11 protein-coding genes and 1 riboswitch are annotated in these 16,651 nt (G+C 37.9%); all 11 genes read left to right on the top strand.

Annotated elements, in window-relative coordinates:
* Positions 1–39: 39 nt before the first annotated feature.
* Positions 40–228, top strand: a riboswitch (cobalamin riboswitch).
* Positions 229–388: 160 nt separating this feature from the next.
* Positions 389–2,602 (top strand): ribonucleoside-diphosphate reductase subunit alpha, encoded by a 2,214-nt coding sequence (locus tag T479_RS12480; protein ID WP_025219799.1) that lies wholly within the window; start codon positions 389–391, stop codon positions 2,600–2,602.
* A gap of 12 nt (positions 2,603–2,614) precedes the next feature.
* Positions 2,615–3,655 (top strand): ribonucleotide-diphosphate reductase subunit beta, encoded by a 1,041-nt coding sequence (locus T479_RS12475; protein WP_024360953.1) that lies wholly within the window; start codon positions 2,615–2,617, stop codon positions 3,653–3,655.
* 270 nt (positions 3,656–3,925) lie between these two features.
* Positions 3,926–5,659, top strand: coding sequence for an ABC transporter ATP-binding protein (locus tag T479_RS12470; RefSeq protein ID WP_025219798.1), 1,734 nt, complete (start codon positions 3,926–3,928; stop codon positions 5,657–5,659).
* Positions 5,656–7,476, top strand: coding sequence for an ABC transporter ATP-binding protein (locus T479_RS12465; protein WP_025219797.1), 1,821 nt, complete (start codon positions 5,656–5,658; stop codon positions 7,474–7,476). The genes T479_RS12470 and T479_RS12465 overlap by 4 nt, the downstream gene beginning before the upstream one ends.
* Positions 7,477–7,701: 225 nt before the next feature.
* Positions 7,702–8,418, top strand: a complete 717-nt coding sequence (locus T479_RS12460) for a toast rack family protein (protein ID WP_025219796.1) — start codon at positions 7,702–7,704, stop codon at positions 8,416–8,418.
* 112 nt (positions 8,419–8,530) lie between these two features.
* Positions 8,531–9,055 carry a tubby C-terminal domain-like protein gene (locus tag T479_RS12455; protein ID WP_024360949.1) on the top strand — a complete coding sequence of 175 codons (525 nt, stop codon included), beginning with the start codon at positions 8,531–8,533 and terminating at the stop codon, positions 9,053–9,055.
* Between the two features lie 155 nt (positions 9,056–9,210).
* Positions 9,211–10,146 carry a DoxX-like family protein gene (locus T479_RS12450; RefSeq protein ID WP_025219795.1) on the top strand — a complete coding sequence of 312 codons (936 nt, stop codon included), beginning with the start codon at positions 9,211–9,213 and terminating at the stop codon, positions 10,144–10,146.
* Positions 10,143–10,754, top strand: a complete 612-nt coding sequence (locus T479_RS12445; protein ID WP_024360947.1) for a DUF4166 domain-containing protein — start codon at positions 10,143–10,145, stop codon at positions 10,752–10,754. The genes T479_RS12450 and T479_RS12445 overlap by 4 nt, the downstream gene beginning before the upstream one ends.
* Complete coding sequence (locus tag T479_RS12440; protein ID WP_025219794.1) at positions 10,723–12,276, top strand: YndJ family protein; 1,554 nt, start codon at positions 10,723–10,725, stop codon at positions 12,274–12,276. The genes T479_RS12445 and T479_RS12440 overlap by 32 nt, the downstream gene beginning before the upstream one ends.
* A gap of 557 nt (positions 12,277–12,833) precedes the next feature.
* The gene (locus T479_RS12435) at positions 12,834–14,516 is read left to right on the top strand and encodes a methyl-accepting chemotaxis protein (RefSeq protein ID WP_025219793.1); all 1,683 of its coding nucleotides are present in this window, start codon (positions 12,834–12,836) and stop codon (positions 14,514–14,516) included.
* 290 nt (positions 14,517–14,806) lie between these two features.
* A complete protein-coding gene (locus tag T479_RS12430; RefSeq protein ID WP_025219792.1) occupies positions 14,807–16,381 on the top strand; it encodes a right-handed parallel beta-helix repeat-containing protein in 1,575 nt (524 codons plus the stop codon).
* Positions 16,382–16,651 lie beyond the last annotated feature (270 nt).

The raw sequence follows: 16,651 nt of genomic DNA, 5'->3' as shown, positions 1-16,651 counted from the left end.
ACAATATGTTAGATTTGTTTAGGAGTTAAAACACTATATATAGTATATTGGACAAGCGGTACCAGTATGGTTTAAAAGGGAATTCGGAAATAGAGATATCTAAAGCCGAAGCTGTCCCCGCAACTGTAAGTGCTGACAAATAATTAGGATGCCACTGTGAAAGAACGGGAAGGCAATTATTTGAAGGAAGCATGAGCCAGGAGACCTGCCGAGTTGTTCAAGACAGCAACACATCTTCGGGGATTGAGAAGTGGAGGCGAGAGATTTGTCCACTTCGATGTGTACATGTCCTTCATTTCCATTTCCGATTTTACAGCGATTACGCAACCGAAACAGGGTGTGTAATCGCTTTTTTGTGTGCGCTGATAGAAAGGGAGAGAATGGGAATATGACAATTCAAATCGAACAGCAGATGGCTAAGTTAAAGAAAAGTTACACAGAGGAGGAGCTTGAAAGCTTTGTAAGATTATCGGATAGATGGCTACGAAAAAATGACAATGCAACATTTGAAGCTTGGGCGGATGCGATGATTTTACAAACACTTAGTCTTATTGATGAGGAAGAGCCATATTGGACATTTGTTGCTGCCCAAATTTACTTAGAAAAATTGTATGATCAATTTGCTACCCGTCGTGGTGTTGGGGTGGAAGATGTCTATAAGGTATTTCCAGAGCAACTTGCTCGCTATACCGAGGCAGGGCTTTATCACGATTGTTTAACGACGAAGTATAGTGAACTAGAGCTAGTCGAGCTTGCGTCTTATCTTGAACAGAGTCGTGATGAGCTGTTTACGTATATCGGTTTAAAAACGTTAATGGACCGCTATGTTGTGCGTGATTATACAAAAACACCTGTAGAATTACCGCAAGAGCGTTGGATGGTCATTGCAATGACATTGATGCAAGATGAAACGGAAAACCGCTTAGAAAAAGTACGAGAATCGTATTGGGCGATGAGTAATTTATATATGACGGTTGCAACACCAACATTGTCAAATGCCGGAAAAACACATGGCCAGCTTTCAAGCTGCTTTATTGATACGGTAGATGATAGTTTACAAAGTATTTATGATACGAACACCGATGTTGCAACATTATCGAAATACGGGGGCGGTATAGGCGTTTACATGGGGAAAATCCGTAGTCGTGGCTCCTCTATCAAAGGGTTTAAAGGCGCATCTAGTGGGGTACTGCCATGGATCAAACAACTTAATAATACAGCGGTGTCAGTGGATCAGCTTGGTCAACGCCAAGGCGCAATCGCCGTATATTTAGATGTGTGGCATAAAGATGTCTTTACGTTTTTAGATTTACGTTTAAATAATGGAGACGAACGATTACGCGCACATGATATTTTCACTGGTTTATGTTTACCGGATATTTTTATGGAAGCAGTCGAAGCGCGTGGAGAGTGGCATTTATTTGACCCACATGAAGTACGTGAGGTAATGGGATTCTCACTTGAAGATTGTTATGATGAGCAAAAAGGACAAGGCTCTTTCCGAGATAAATATGCGTCGTGCATTGCCAATCCACTATTAAGTCGAGAAGTGGTGCCGGCAATCGATATTATGAAGCGCATTATGCGTTCACAGTTGGAAACAGGTGTACCATTTATGTTTTACCGCGATGAAGTAAATCGCATGAATCCAAATAAGCATGAAGGGATGATTTATAGTTCAAATTTATGTACTGAAATTTTCCAAAACATGTCGCCGACGCAATTCGAATCCATTACGTTAGAAGATGATGTGATTGTGACACGTCGTAAGCCAGGAGATTTTGTTGTATGTAATTTATCTTCTGTCAATTTAGGAAAGGCTGTTCCGGCTGGTGTGTTAGAGCGTTTAATACCGATTCAAGTGCGCATGTTAGATAATGTGATTGCCTTAAATACTATTCCTGTGAAACAAGCCGAGCGTACTAATGCTCGTTATCGTGGAATTGGGCTAGGGACATTTGGTTGGCATCATTTACTTGCCTTGAAGGAAATTCAATGGGAGTCGAATGAGGCAGTTGACTATGCTGATAAATTATACGAGCATATTGCGTATTTAACGATTCGTGCATCGAGTGCACTTGCGCGCGAAAAAGGTGCTTACCCATTATTTGAGGGCTCTGACTGGCAAACGGGTGTTTATTTTGAAAAGCGTAGCTACAACAGTGACAAGTGGCAAGCTTTGCGTGCGGATGTCGCAAAATATGGAATGCGCAATGGGTATGTAATGGCCGTAGCACCAAATTCATCGACATCTATTTTGGCAGGTAGTACGGCAACAATTGATCCGATTTTCCAAAAGAGTTACTCCGAGGAGAAAAAGGATTACAAAATTCCTGTTACAGTACCAGACTTATCACCCGTAACGACTTGGTATTATAAGTCTGCTTACTTTATCGATCAAAACTGGACGATTAAACAAAATGCGGCACGTGCCCGTCATATTGACCAAGGCATTTCGCTTAATTTATATGTGCAAAATACGATTCAGGCAAAAGACTTACTCGCTTTACATCTTAATGCTTGGGCAAGTGGCGTAAAAACGACTTATTATGTGCGCTCAACATCTGTTGAATTGCTAGAATGTGAGTCTTGTGCAAGCTAGGAGGAATAGAAAATGACAACAATTACGAAACGAAAAATGATGGATAAGGAGGCGCCAAACCGTTCGACAGCCATTGTGAACGGGCGCTCTTCGAATATTTTAAACTGGGATGATGTGCGTTTTAGTTGGGCGTACCCAAAATATAAAAAAATGCTTGGGAACTTTTGGACACCTTTTGAGATTAATATGAGCAATGATGTCAAACAATTTCCAACTTTATCAGCGGATGAACAGGAATCATTTTTGAAAATTATTGGCTTACTGGCGCTGTTAGACAGTGTACAAACGGATTTTGCGGGCAAGGTGGCGGACTATTTAACGGATTCGAGCCTTAATGCCTTAATGATTATTTTAGCGCAACAAGAGGTGATTCATAATCATTCCTATTCTTATGTTTTATCCAGTATTGTAAATAAAGATGAACAAGACCGTACATTTGACTTTTGGCGCACGGAGCCAGTGTTAGAGCGTCGCAATGATTTTGTGATGAAAGGCTATCAAGCATTTGCAGAGGAACCAAATGTTGAAAATATGTTAGAGGCCATTGTCTATGATGTTATTTTAGAAGGCTTATTTTTCTATTCAGGCTTTGCCTTCTTCTATCATTTAGCACGCAATCAAAAAATGGTGGCTTCGTCAACGATGATCAATTATATCAACCGTGATGAACAGCTACATGTGGATTTATTTGTGAAAATCTATCAGGAATTGCTAGCGGAATTTCCTGAATATGATACACCAGAACGAGCGGCGCGTGTGCAGGAGATTTTCCGTGAAGCGGTTCAACTTGAAATCGATTGGGCAAATGAAGTCATAGGTGAAAAAATTGAAGGACTTGATGTGGAAGATGTCCATGATTATGTCCATTTTTATGCGAATGTACGTTGCCACCAACTAGGGGTAGAGCGTCCGTTTGAGGGTTATCGAAAAAATCCATTAAAATGGATTAAAGCATACGAGGATGTAGACTTAGGAAAGACAGATTTCTTTGAACAACGCTCCCGTCAATATGTCAAAGTTAATGTAGAAGATAACGGCTTCGATGACTTGTAATTTAATATAATATAATTGTTTGAGTGCCTGTCACTCTATCCACTTGGCTTTTGCGTAGCATGATGTAAGCCACAACTCCCGCTTTTGCGCCGTATGTTGTGACTTTCTGTATGTGAGTTCCCGCAGAAGTTCAAGTGGATTTTTACTTTCTAGCCAGAAAATTGTTTGAGTGCCTGTCACTAAAATCCATCTGAATTCAGTTGCCAATTGGGAATGATTTTCAGTTATAATGAATAGCGTATGTGATTTACAAGGAACGGAGACGAAAGAATGCAAGTAGTTAAACAGTTAGGGAGGTATTTAGGACCCTATAAATTTTTTACACTGATTGCACCTATTTTAATGGTGCTTGAGGTAACGATGGATTTAATCCAACCAACCATTATGCAACATATGATTGATACAGGAATAGCAAATGGTGACAATCCATATGTCCTTCAAATGTTCGTGTTAATGCTGATGAGTGCGGTTCTTGGACTAGTAGGGGGGATTGGGTGCTCTTTTTATAGTTCCAAGGCGGCTATTCACTTTGCCTCTGATGTCCGTCAATCATTGTATGAAAAAATGATGACGTATTCGGCAAAGGAACGTGATGCTTTCACTACAGGAAAGTTAATTACCATTTTAACAAGTGATGTGGAAAGTGTTCAACGTGCATTTATGATGACGTTACGGATTTTTGTTCGTGGCCCGCTGTTATTTATTGGGGCTGTTATTATTGTTTTTGTAACAGCTCGCGAATTATTTTCTATTTTACTAGTAATTGTACCGATTTTAATAATGGCCATGTATTTTTTTACAAAATATTCAGGTGTTTTGTATCGTAAAGTACAAGAGGCTATTGACGGGGTTAATACAAAATTACAGGAGAATTTAGCGGGGATTCGTGTGGTGAAAGCGTTTCGACGTGAAAAGCATCAGGTAGAGCAGTTCGCTATGCTCAATGACACGCTAACGAAACGTTTTATTACCGCAGAACAAATAGTAGGAATACTGGTACCGTTTACGATGTTTGTCGTCAATATTGGCATTGTTGCGGCACTTTGGCTAGGTGCCATTAAAGTGGAAACAGGTACTTTGCAAGTTGGTGTTATACTTGCGTTTATAAACTATTTATCGATTATTTTAAATGGACTCATGTCTTCGAGTATGGTTCTAATGCAAATTGCTCGTGCTCTTCCTTCTGGGGAGCGTATTGTGGATGTCCTAAATAGGGAAGTGGCAGTGACAGAAGTAGCACAGCCGATTACGACGTCCATCCAAGGAATGATAGACTTCCAAAATGTAAGCTATCGCTATTATGAAAATTCGGAGGATGTCCTGAAAAACATTACATTTTCTGTACAGGTAGGGCAAACAATTGGGATAATTGGTAAAACGGGGAGTGGTAAATCAACACTAGTAAAACTATTACCACGACTAGTTGACCCGACAAGTGGAGTTATTTTGCTAGATGGAAAACCATTACATCAATATGCATTGCCAACATTACGAAAACATATTGGTTTTACCTCTCAAAAGGCTTTACTATTTTCAGGGACAATTGAAAAAAATATACGTTTTGGGAAGGAAGAAGCGACACAACAGGAATTACAGCTGGCACTTGATGCAGCTTGTGCAACTGAATTTGTTGCGAAACTTGAACAAGGGCCAGCACATGAATTGTCACAAGGGGCAACGAACTTATCTGGCGGTCAAAAACAGCGCTTAGCACTAACCCGCGCATTTGTAAGACGACCAGCTATCCTTGTCTTAGATGATACAACGTCCGCTCTAGATAGCGCATCTGAAAAGCAAGTACAGCAGGCGATTAACGAGCAATTTCAAGAGACAACAACATTTATTGTTGCATCTAAAATTACTTCCATTCAACAGGCAGATTTAATTTTAGTGTTAGAAGATGGCGAAATTGTTGGGCAAGGAACGCATCAGCATTTATTACAAAATAATAAGCCGTACAAAGCAATCTATGCTTCTCAGCAAAAGGCTGGTGAACGACAATGAGTCAAAGTCAACCAAAGCAAATAAATTTTGGACGTGGACCACGAATAGGCGGACCAACAGAAAAAGCTCAAAATCAAAAAACAACGCTCTTACGTTTATGGCACTATATCAAGCAACAAAAAGTGGGATTGTACTTCTCGGTATTTTTCGTCATCGCTTCGACATTTTTAAGCTTAGCTGGTCCATATCTAATCGGTCATATTGTGGATGACTATATTATGAAAAAGCAAGTAGCAGGGGCAATTCGACTTGGTATTGTTCTTGCCTGTATTTTTACTGTAGCATCCCTTTTTACTTGGTTACAAACGTATGTCATGATTCATGTCGCGATGAAAACAATTCGCACATTACGGCTTGAACTATTTAAAAAACTGCAAACATTAACAGTGAAGTTTTTTGATCAACACGCACTTGGTGATTTAATGAGCCGTGTGACCAATGATATTGATAATTTGAATACAGCGTTAGCACAAAGCGTGACACAAATCGTATCGTCGATTTTAACAGTCATCGGAGTAAGCATCGCGATGTTTGCCTTGAGCTGGCAATTGGCTATTGTCACGCTCATTATTATCCCTTTGATTGTTTTCACAACTAAACATATTGTCAAGCGTAGCAGTAAAAACTATGCAGCTCGTCAACGTGATTTAGGAAAGCTGAATGGAACGATTGAGGAAATGATAACAGGTGCAGAGGTCGTGACACTTTTTGGTAAAGAGCAGCAAGCAATCGAAACTTTTCGATTACAAAATAACAACCTTCGAAATTCAGCACAACGCGCTGAAATAACGTCCGGCTTACTAGGGCCAATCAACAACTTTATGAATAACTTGGGGCTAGCAGTTGTCATTGGTACAGGGGCATTTTTGGCTGTGAAGGGGCTCGTGACTGTCGGCATTATTGCGGCATTTGTCACATACACGCGTCAATTTTTCCGTCCGCTTAATCAGCTATCGAACTTATTAAATACGTTGCAATCAGCGATTGCAGGGGCAGAACGAGTTTTTGAAATTTTAGATGAACCTTCAGAAGTGGCAGATAAACCACAGGCAATTGATTGTCACAGTTTGAAGGGGGATGTAGCATTCCAACAAGTATCTTTCAGCTATTTGCCAAATCAGCCGATACTAAAAAATATTACTTTCCAAGCCAAGGCAGGAGAAACAATTGCACTAGTGGGTCCTACAGGCTCTGGTAAAACGACAATTATTAATTTGCTGACTCGTTTTTATGATGTCGATGCAGGTGAGATTCTTATTGATGGCCTCAATATTGAGGAGTATAAAATGGCCACGATTCGAAAGCGCGTTGGTGTAGTATTACAAGATACCTATTTATTCACGGGCACTATTCGTGAAAATATTCGCTTTGGTAAGCTCGATGCGACGGATGCAGAGGTTGAAGAAGCGGCTAAAATTGCTAATGCACATAATTTTATTAAATACTTACCAGCACAATACGATACTGTAGTACAAGCAGGGGGAGCTAATTTAAGCCAAGGGCAAAGACAACTCCTAGCGATTGCTCGTGCTATTTTAGAAAATGCTGATATTTTAATTTTGGATGAAGCCACATCTAGCGTTGATACGCAAACTGAGGTGGATATTCAAAAAGGATTGCAGCATTTAATGCAAGGACGTACAAGTTTTGTGATTGCACACCGTTTGAAAACGATAGAAAATGCCAATCAAATTTTCGTTATTCAACAAGGCGAAATTGTTGAACAAGGTAACCATCAACAACTGATGCAACAACAAGGAATTTACAACAACCTCCAGCAAAAACTACTGTTAGAACAAGAACAGCCAAGTGTCTAAACCCTTTTAAATTTCCTATGAAAAATTTACAGAACCCTTCATCTTATGCGCACTGAAAAAGATGGAGGGTTCAATTTTTGACAAGTAGTCGCATATAGATGGTAAAGAAAATGGATACGGCTACGTCTTAGGTCTTAGACGAAGTTAAAGCCAAGGGTCGTTTTCATATAGCGAGAATCAGATAAAATGAAATGAATGGGATATGAAAAAGTAGGAGGAAATAATGTGAAAAAAATATTGGTTTTAGCTTTCATGATGTGTGGCTCGTTGCTCGTTTTAAGTGGTTGTTTTTCTGTGATTCCAGAGAAGGAAAAAGAAGATACCTTTCAGGTGAAAAAGGATGATGCGCAAAAATTAGATGTTGAAATAAATCTAGGTGTTGGGGAAATGACGGTTTCAAAAGGTGCGAAAGAATGGTTAGAGGTAAATGCCCAGTATAATATTAATAAATTAGCACCAGAAGTGAAGTATAAGCTACGTGGCAATACAGGTGAAATTGAGATTGATCATAAAGGCTCTAGTAAAGTGAAGATTGGTAATACAAAAAATTTATGGGATGTCCAATTAAATGAAGATATTCCAATGGACCTTTCGATAGAGACAGGTGCATCAAAAGCAATGCTTGATTTACGAGGACTGAAACTTGAAAAATTAGATATTGAAACAGGGGTAGGAGACCTAAATGTTGACTTAGGTGGCAATTGGAAAAAAAGCTTCAAAACAAATATTGAAACGGGTGTTGGGCAAACTACGGTCATTTTACCATCAGAAGTCGGTGTAAAAATAACGACCGAAAAAGGCATTGGTTCGATGAATCTAGAAGGCTTTATTGCAAAAGGTAATGGGGTATTTGTTAATGAGGCGTATGAAAAGGCAGATATAGTGCTTGAGGTGAACTCAGAGTTAGGCGTAGGCGACGTTACATTCAAACTAGATAAGTAACTACCTACTACAATACGATCAATTTAAGCGTCAAATACAACAGGTGAATTGTATTTGACGCTTATTTTATGTTAGCTTAAAGAAAGCAAGCGTAATTGAAGGAGCGAACGAATTGAGAATTTTTACATATAAACAACCTGTAACGATTGAATCGACGAAAGTAGTTCAAATAGTGAATGAGGAAGGAAACGTCTCATCAACTGTACAGCGGATTTACTCCAATGGATTGAAAAAAGCTTTTGACCGTACGATGGATTATCGATATTTTGTACAATTTGATGTCAGCACAGTGGACGGACAACGTCTTTTCTCCTGTAAAAAAGTATCACGACGTGGGCGTGTGCATTTCAAAGGCAAGGACTTTGTAACAGGAAAAGACTATATGATTGCCTATGACGGCTGGCAAATCATGATTCCAGATTTAATCATAACAGATGGTCAACAAAAAATAATGCTGAATAAGGAGATGGAAGGCTGGTCTGTGTTTACGTTGGATGAACAGCCAATTGCACGCTGGCAAGCGGTTTATCAAGAAACACATTTTGATATTACACTGGAGATAGAAGCAACGAGCCCGATTCAACATGAAGCATTTTTTATTGCCATAGGACAGGCTGTCTTATTTGTCGGAGCATAGTGTGAAAAGCACCTTTCATGAATGAGAGGTGTTTTTTTTGATGACATCAACTTCATCGTTATTGCACTATTACAATGTTAATTATAGTAAAATTAACTAAGAAGTTTCCAACTTACAATCATTGTTTGAAATTGATATTTCGAGGAGAGAGTGGGATGAAGAAAAAGCCGATTTACGTTGAAATTGATATACAAGCACCGATTGAGGATGCTTGGCATTATACGCAAAACCCAAAGTTGCATGAACAGTGGGATTTACGCTTTACATCCATTACATATAAAGAAAAAGAAGAGCTTTCAGAACTGCAACGCTTTACTTATGAAACAAAAGTGATGCCTGGTGTAACAGTGAGTGGGTGGGGAGAAAGTAAAGGGGAACATTTGACGAAAGATGGCGTTAAAATATCTTCTTTGCATTTTGGGACGCCACAAAAAATATCACCAATTGCAGAGGGTAAAGGGTATTGGAAGTATATTCCGAAGAAACAAGCGTTAACTTTTTTAACGCAATATGATTATGAAGTGCGCTACGGCAAATTAGGTTTGCTATTTGACTTGGTATTTCGTCCATTAATGAGATGGGCAACAGCACTTAGTTTTGATGTTTTGAAAAGGTGGCTAGAGAAGGGAGAAAATCCATCTGCGCAATATCGACGCTTTTTTCTAACACTGCTTATTAGCGCATTATTTTGCTTCGTTTGGTTGTATCATGGACTAATACCTAAAGTACTGTTCCAACATCCTCTGGAAGTGATGATGGTAGAACATTCGTTGACACAGGTGAATGCTGCTAATGACTGCAATGTAGCAAATGCAACTTCACTCGTTTATTGGATTGGTGTGGCAGAGGTATTATTTGCACTTTGCTGGTTAGTACCTAGAGGGAAGCGGTTGCTCTTTGGGCTGCAAATCATGTTATTCCCACTCTTAACGCTTGGTGCTGTGTTAGTAGATAGTGATATTGCAATAGCCCCATTCAACCCAGTCACATTAAATGGCGCATTATGGGTCTTATCCATTATAGGATTTGTTCTTAGTAAAGATTTACCGAGTGCGGCAAGTTGTAAACGAAAGCGAGGGAAAAAAGATTGACCATCTATCAAACGTTATTAGGGGAGGACTTTAAAAGACTCCATCCAAAACTACAACAGCGCTATGCATTGCCAGTAGGTCAAACGTTTAATGCGCAAGGCGTGATGCATGATATACAATCAGGAGCAAAATGGATGCGTCCTTTTTATGTGATGGCTGCCAAGTTTAGGTTTTTATTTCCTGAGTCAGGAAAGGATATCCCCTTTACTATCAGTAATACATGTCGACAAATGCCCAATGGAGAATTGGAGGTTATATGGGAACGTTCCTTTTATTTTAATCGCAAGACAAGGCATTTTGATGCGAGGATGACGGTTGATCCAATTAAAAAAATTGTCAAAGATTACTTAGGCGCACCAGCTCTTTTTTATTCAGATTTATTGTTTTCAGTGACAAGAGAAGGGAAATTACTTATTCGTTCAGGGCCACAACGATTTGTTATGTCTAGACTAGAATGGGCGATACCGCAACAGCTAGAAGGGCGCGTTATTGTCGAGGAAGGCTATGATGAGTACAGAGAAGTTTTTACAATTCACGTATCGATTTATAATCCGCTTATTGGGAGGTTAATGATGTATGCTGGGGAATTTACGCAAAAATCTCTTTAGTCCCGTGTTATTAATAGGTTGGGTACTTATGCTGTGTTGCTATCTGTTTAGCATGCAACCACATTATTTACTATTACTTACTTTTGCGCAACTTGTATTCGTCCCTGCAATGCTAAAAATGGTCGTTTCTTTCAATAAAATAGGTCATATCATTATCATTTCTATGATGCTTGTTGTAACGATTTTACACTTTTCTATTAATCGTGAGTTAGCGATTGTCTTAGCGGGTTTATATGTTGTCTATACAGCTTATATTGCATACCAAGGTGTGACGCGCTTTTTACAGCGAGGTTTTACGAACATTGCTGAAATCGCTATCGATATTGGACTCTTCTATTTATTTATTGGAGGTTTATGGTTCTTTGCCTTTATAGCAGAAATAGATACAGGATTTTCATCGTTAATTACATGGTTAACTGCAATCCATTTTCACTATTCAGCTTGTCTATTTGCAATATCAATTGGTTTATTTGGACGTTTCCATACAAGCAAATGGTACAATGTAGTCGTCATAATCTTACTAACAGGACCATTGTTAGTTGCACTTGGAATTACGTTTTCGACAATCATTGAAATTGTATCAGTGGCACTTTATATATTTGCCATCTACTGCTTGTTTACACTGTCCTTGAAAACAACTCTGCCTAAGAGACAGGGAGCACTATTGCGAATTTCTTACGGCTCATTATGTTTGACAATTTTAGGATCTTTTCTTTATGCTATTGGCAATTTTACTGGCACGTCGATTATAAGTATTCCCGATATGTTAACCTATCATGGTTTAGTGAATTGTCTGTTGTTTGGATTGATGGGGGTAATCGCGTGGGGAATAGACGTCCCAAAATCTTCCCATCAGCCTTTTACGTTTCCGGTGAGTCGAATACGGGGGAAACTACAGCCTTTGGAAGAGCCGCATACCGGTTTAGTTGATGTACTGCAAGATTTTGTAGATACAAGGAAACTTCCACAAATTATCCCACATTTTTATGAGCAAACGACTAATTATCGTCTAACTGCTTCGGTACAATGGCGATGTTGGTTTAAACCATTTGCATTCATCTATCAAGGCATTAGCCGTTGGATGCAACAGCTTAATTTGCCGCTATCCAGTCGACCAGTGGAGATGAATGGCGTTATTGTGAAAGTAGATGAACGACAGGATGGTCGCCTTGCTCCGCGTGCTTGGATTCGTAAAATAAACGAGCAGACGATATTCGTAGCCATTTACTCACAACATACGACCAATCAAACAACGTATATGAATATTGCTTTACCATTACCTTTTTCAACTATGATAGGTATTTTATATGTATATGAGCAAGACGGAAAATTACATATAACAAGCTCTAAAACTGGGGAAGCAGGTATCTATTTAGCATTCAAACAAAATATATTGAGACTACCTTTGAATGAGCATTTTACGATTACGGCGAAAAATGATACAACTTTAACGGCGATACATACGATGCGCATTTTTGGATTGTCTTTTTTACGAATAGATTATCAAATAGAACAAATATAATTACGTTATTCTACAATAATAAAAAATAAGCTGAAGAAAGAGAAGAAGTGTTAGATTGACGAATGTCGATTTAACACTTTTTTGCTGTAAGTACTATTATCTACTACTGAGAGCAGTTGCATAATTAGTTTCGTTTTCTACCATTCAATTTACATGTTAATAGTATAGAGAAAATATACTATCAACTTAGCTCCCTTTTGTGAATTTTAGATTCAAGTCCCGAAAAAATTGGATTTTTTAACTAGGATAAGCAATCTATATAAGCGAAAAGTCTTATTTATGAATTTTTCTTTTTTGTAAAAATCATAATCCAATAGAAGGAAAAATGATGTTGAAAATCAAAAGGATGCTAAAAAACACAAAGAAACCTCTGTTTTATTCAACTAATTATAAGAAAAAATATTATTTCATCCTAAAGCTTTTTAAAAATGGTAGATTACTAATATTAAGCAATACAGTTAAATTTTTTTATCGATTGCCTGTTATTTTTTAGAGAAGAAATAGAATACTCGAAGGAGATTGCCAAAAAATTGATAATAAGAAGGAGAAATTGACAAATGAATTTTAAATCGATTAGCAAAAGGATTGTATTTTCATTTAGTATTGTTGTTGCCGTTATTGTTTTATATATTGGTTTCAATTTTTATGAAATCGCACAAAGTAACCAAGCGACAGAACAAATTGTGGATGAGGAGTTGCAATTATTAATTGCTGATTATGAGTTAGCATCTACTATTGGTTTAAGAATTGCTGCAGCAAGGGGCTATGTATTATCTGGCAATGAAAAATATAAAACAATTTATGATGAAAATGTAGAACGAGCGCTTGCCAATGAAAAAGTACGTCTAGCTATTGCTGAATCAGCAGAATTTAACAAGTATGCTGAAATGGCAAAAGAATGGAGTAGCTATGTTCAAAACGATGTTTTTGAAATATACGATCAAGGAAATCAGGAATTAGCCATACATAATTTAGCTGCAATGGATGAAAAAGCGACGGAAATTCGTGAGGGATATGAGGCATTAGCAGCACAACGGAAACAATCAATAAATGCTGTAGGAGATACACTTATTACTGATGGGGAGCGTAAGCAAACTATAAGTATTATTGTAGGAATAAGCATTGCCTTGATCGCCATTATTATTGCAATATTCAGCGCTCGTATTATTTCGAAGCCTATTATCTTAATTACCAATCGGATGAAGAAAATTACAGATGGGGATTTAAGTGAACCTGCACTAAATGTAACATCAAAAGATGAAATAGGGCAATTAACCGAAGCAACAAATACGATGTCCCAAATTTTAAATAATCTATTAAAACATATTCAAACGGTGTCAAATGAGGTTGCCGCCCATAGTGAGGAACTGATGCAATCTGCTACAGAAGTAAAAGAGGGGACAGAGCAAGTTGTAGATACAGTTGAAGAAATTGCAAACGGAACGGAAGTGCAAGCGAGTAATGCATCTGATGTGGCAACAAGTATGATGGATTTTTCAAGTAAAGTAACCGATGTCAATCAAAGTAGTAGAGATGTCTATCAGTTTTCTGAATCTGTGATGAAGCTAACAGAAGAAGGGAAAGGACGTATGGAAGCTTCTACACAACAAATGATGACAATTGACTATATTGTGAAAGATTCAGTTGAAAAACTAGATGAATTAAATAAACAAACACAGGAAATATCTAAAATTATTGCGGTAATTCATGATATTGCAGCGCAAACAAATTTACTGGCGTTAAATGCAGCAATTGAAGCAGCACGTGCAGGAGAGCATGGCAAAGGATTCGCAGTAGTAGCAGATGAAGTTCGAAAACTAGCAGAGCAAGTATCTTCATCTATTAGTGAAATTACAGGTATCATTCAAATAATTCAAGATGATTCAACCGTTGTGACATCCTCTCTCGAAAAAGGATATGGAGAAGTTGCAAAAGGTACAACACAAATTGTTTCGACGAATGAGACATTTAGTGAAATTGCAAATGCTGTCTATTCCATGTCATCGAGCATCGTCAATATGTCAACAAAGCTAGAAGAAGTTGTACAAAATACGATGACTATTAATAAATCAGTGGATGAAATTGCCGCTGTGTCTGAGCAGTCAGCTGCAGGTATTCAAGAAACTTCAGCAACGATAGAACAAACCGCTAGCTCAATGGACGAAATAAAAAATAGTTCAAGTCATCTAGCTGAAATGGCTGAAAACTTAAATGATCTTATTGGGAAATTTAAATTATAAATAATGTATTAAACCGATTGGATACAACACCGAAAGAAAACAACAAATTACGATAAACAAAACCAGTAAGAGGCGAATGTATCGCTTACTTGCTGGTTTTTTAATGTTCATAAGTAATTGTTGGTGAATATCTTTTAAAAATAGATTTTCCAATGGATAAACGAGGAAATGGTCATTTATTTGGTTAAAATTGAATAATCGTAAGTTCAATGGGGATATAAATAGGATGAATAGGGTGATTTATGGAGTACTTAATAAAGTACGACATGTAAACGACAGGAGGCATGAGGATGGCAATACTTGTAGTAAAAAAAGGTATAATGCATCGTTATCAAAATATCAATCAGGCGCTGCAAGACGCTGAAGTTGGAGATGCTATAGAAATTCGGGATGGTATTTATGAAGAAAGTATAGAGATTTCAAAAAGGTTAACGCTCTATGGTAAAGGGGATGTTACGATTAAAGGTGGCGTGTTTATTCGTTACCATACGCATGTGGACATCCGTAATATCCGATTTAGTCAAGGCCAAGGCATTTATGTGAAAGGGGATTTGCAGCTTGAAAACTGCATCATTGAAAAGCAACAAGTAAGTACCCAAGTCACTGTTAACTTTGGCACTTTAATGATGAAAAATGTTGATATACTGGCAGGCGCATCTAATCAATTTGGCATTCGGATAGATAATGGTTCAAGTGTTATGCTGATTGAATCGACATTACACCAGCATACGAAAGCACAAATCATTGCACAAAATAGTGAAATTTCATTGTCGAAGTGCATGTTGCTAGAGGGCACGATGAATGGAATTTTTGCCATACGAAACGTTCACATGGTCATAGAGGATTGTGAAATTCATGGGCATGAAAAAACTCAAATTGTTGCAGCATCCAGTACAATTTCTTTAGTCAACTCGCTTATTCACGAAGGAAAAGACGTAGGAATCCAAGTATTTAGTGGTTCAAAATTAACAATCAATCAATGTGAAATCAAGCACCATGCTGAAACTAATGTCGTTGTCCATGAAAGCGAACTTGTAGCGTCTGATAGTCGCATTGCGAAAAGTAATGGCAATGGACTGTATATAGGTGAAAAATCAAAGGCTGTTATCTATGATTGTCAGTTATCCGGTCATAAAAAACCACAGCTGTTTATAGAGAATAGTAAAGCCGAGATTCGAAAATGCCAGGTGACAAATGGCAGCACAACAGGTATCACTATTTTCAATGAAGCCGATGTCATGATGACAGAATGTACAATTCATCATCATACACAATTTCACGTAATTGTTGATGCAAGTGGTCTTGTTCTCGATCAATGTATCATACAGTTTGGGCAAACAGGTGGAATTTATGGAAATGATCATGCCAAAATCACAGTAAAAAATTCACGCATACAGGAATTAGAAAGTCATCATATTTATATTAATAATGCGCGTCTTTTTGCCAACAAATGTACCTTTAACCATATAGTTGGTAATGGAATTACGTGTATTGATGCCATTGTTGAAGTAGTAGACAGTCAATTCTCGCAATGTAAACAAAGTCCTTATTCTATTTTTTGGTCTGATAAGTCAATGGGGCGCATCCAAAATTGTGCAATCAACGACACCGAGCGAACTTTTTTGGCAATGACCAATCAATCGCTTCTTGAACTCGTCAATAGCACCTTATCCAATGTTAAAACAGCGGCAGTTGTTCAGGAACAGAGCCAATTATATATTCGGGGACCAATGCAAGCGGGGAGGTGTCAAAAAGATGACTCTTCAAGAATTATTCATATAGACTTACAACAACCAACGAGTAAAAAAACACAACGAATTGTCGATAAATTAAGTACATGTAACGGAAGCAATGTTGAAGATTGAAAAAAGAAAAAGAGTAGTTTCAAACTTTTGAAATTACTTTTTTTATGTCTGTTACAAGTCAAATGGTAAACACGGAGGTTTCAATTATAAGAAAAGGGGTATAAACAGTAGGGTTGGAACGTTCAATACCATATATATTCCATTTTTTACTATGCTATAAAAGTGTCTTAAGTGTGAAAGATGAAAGACCTTTACGAGATAAAATACTTGAAGAGGACGAATTTTTCATGCAAAATATGGACAAAGATTCATAGAATTCGACATAAGAAG

Origin of the sequence: Lysinibacillus sphaericus, assembly GCF_000600105.1 — a bacterium.
GTDB lineage: Bacteria > Bacillota > Bacilli > Bacillales_A > Planococcaceae > Lysinibacillus > Lysinibacillus sphaericus.
The sequence above is the reverse complement of the archived record's forward strand: the minus strand, read 5'-3'. Positions and strand labels throughout refer to the sequence as shown.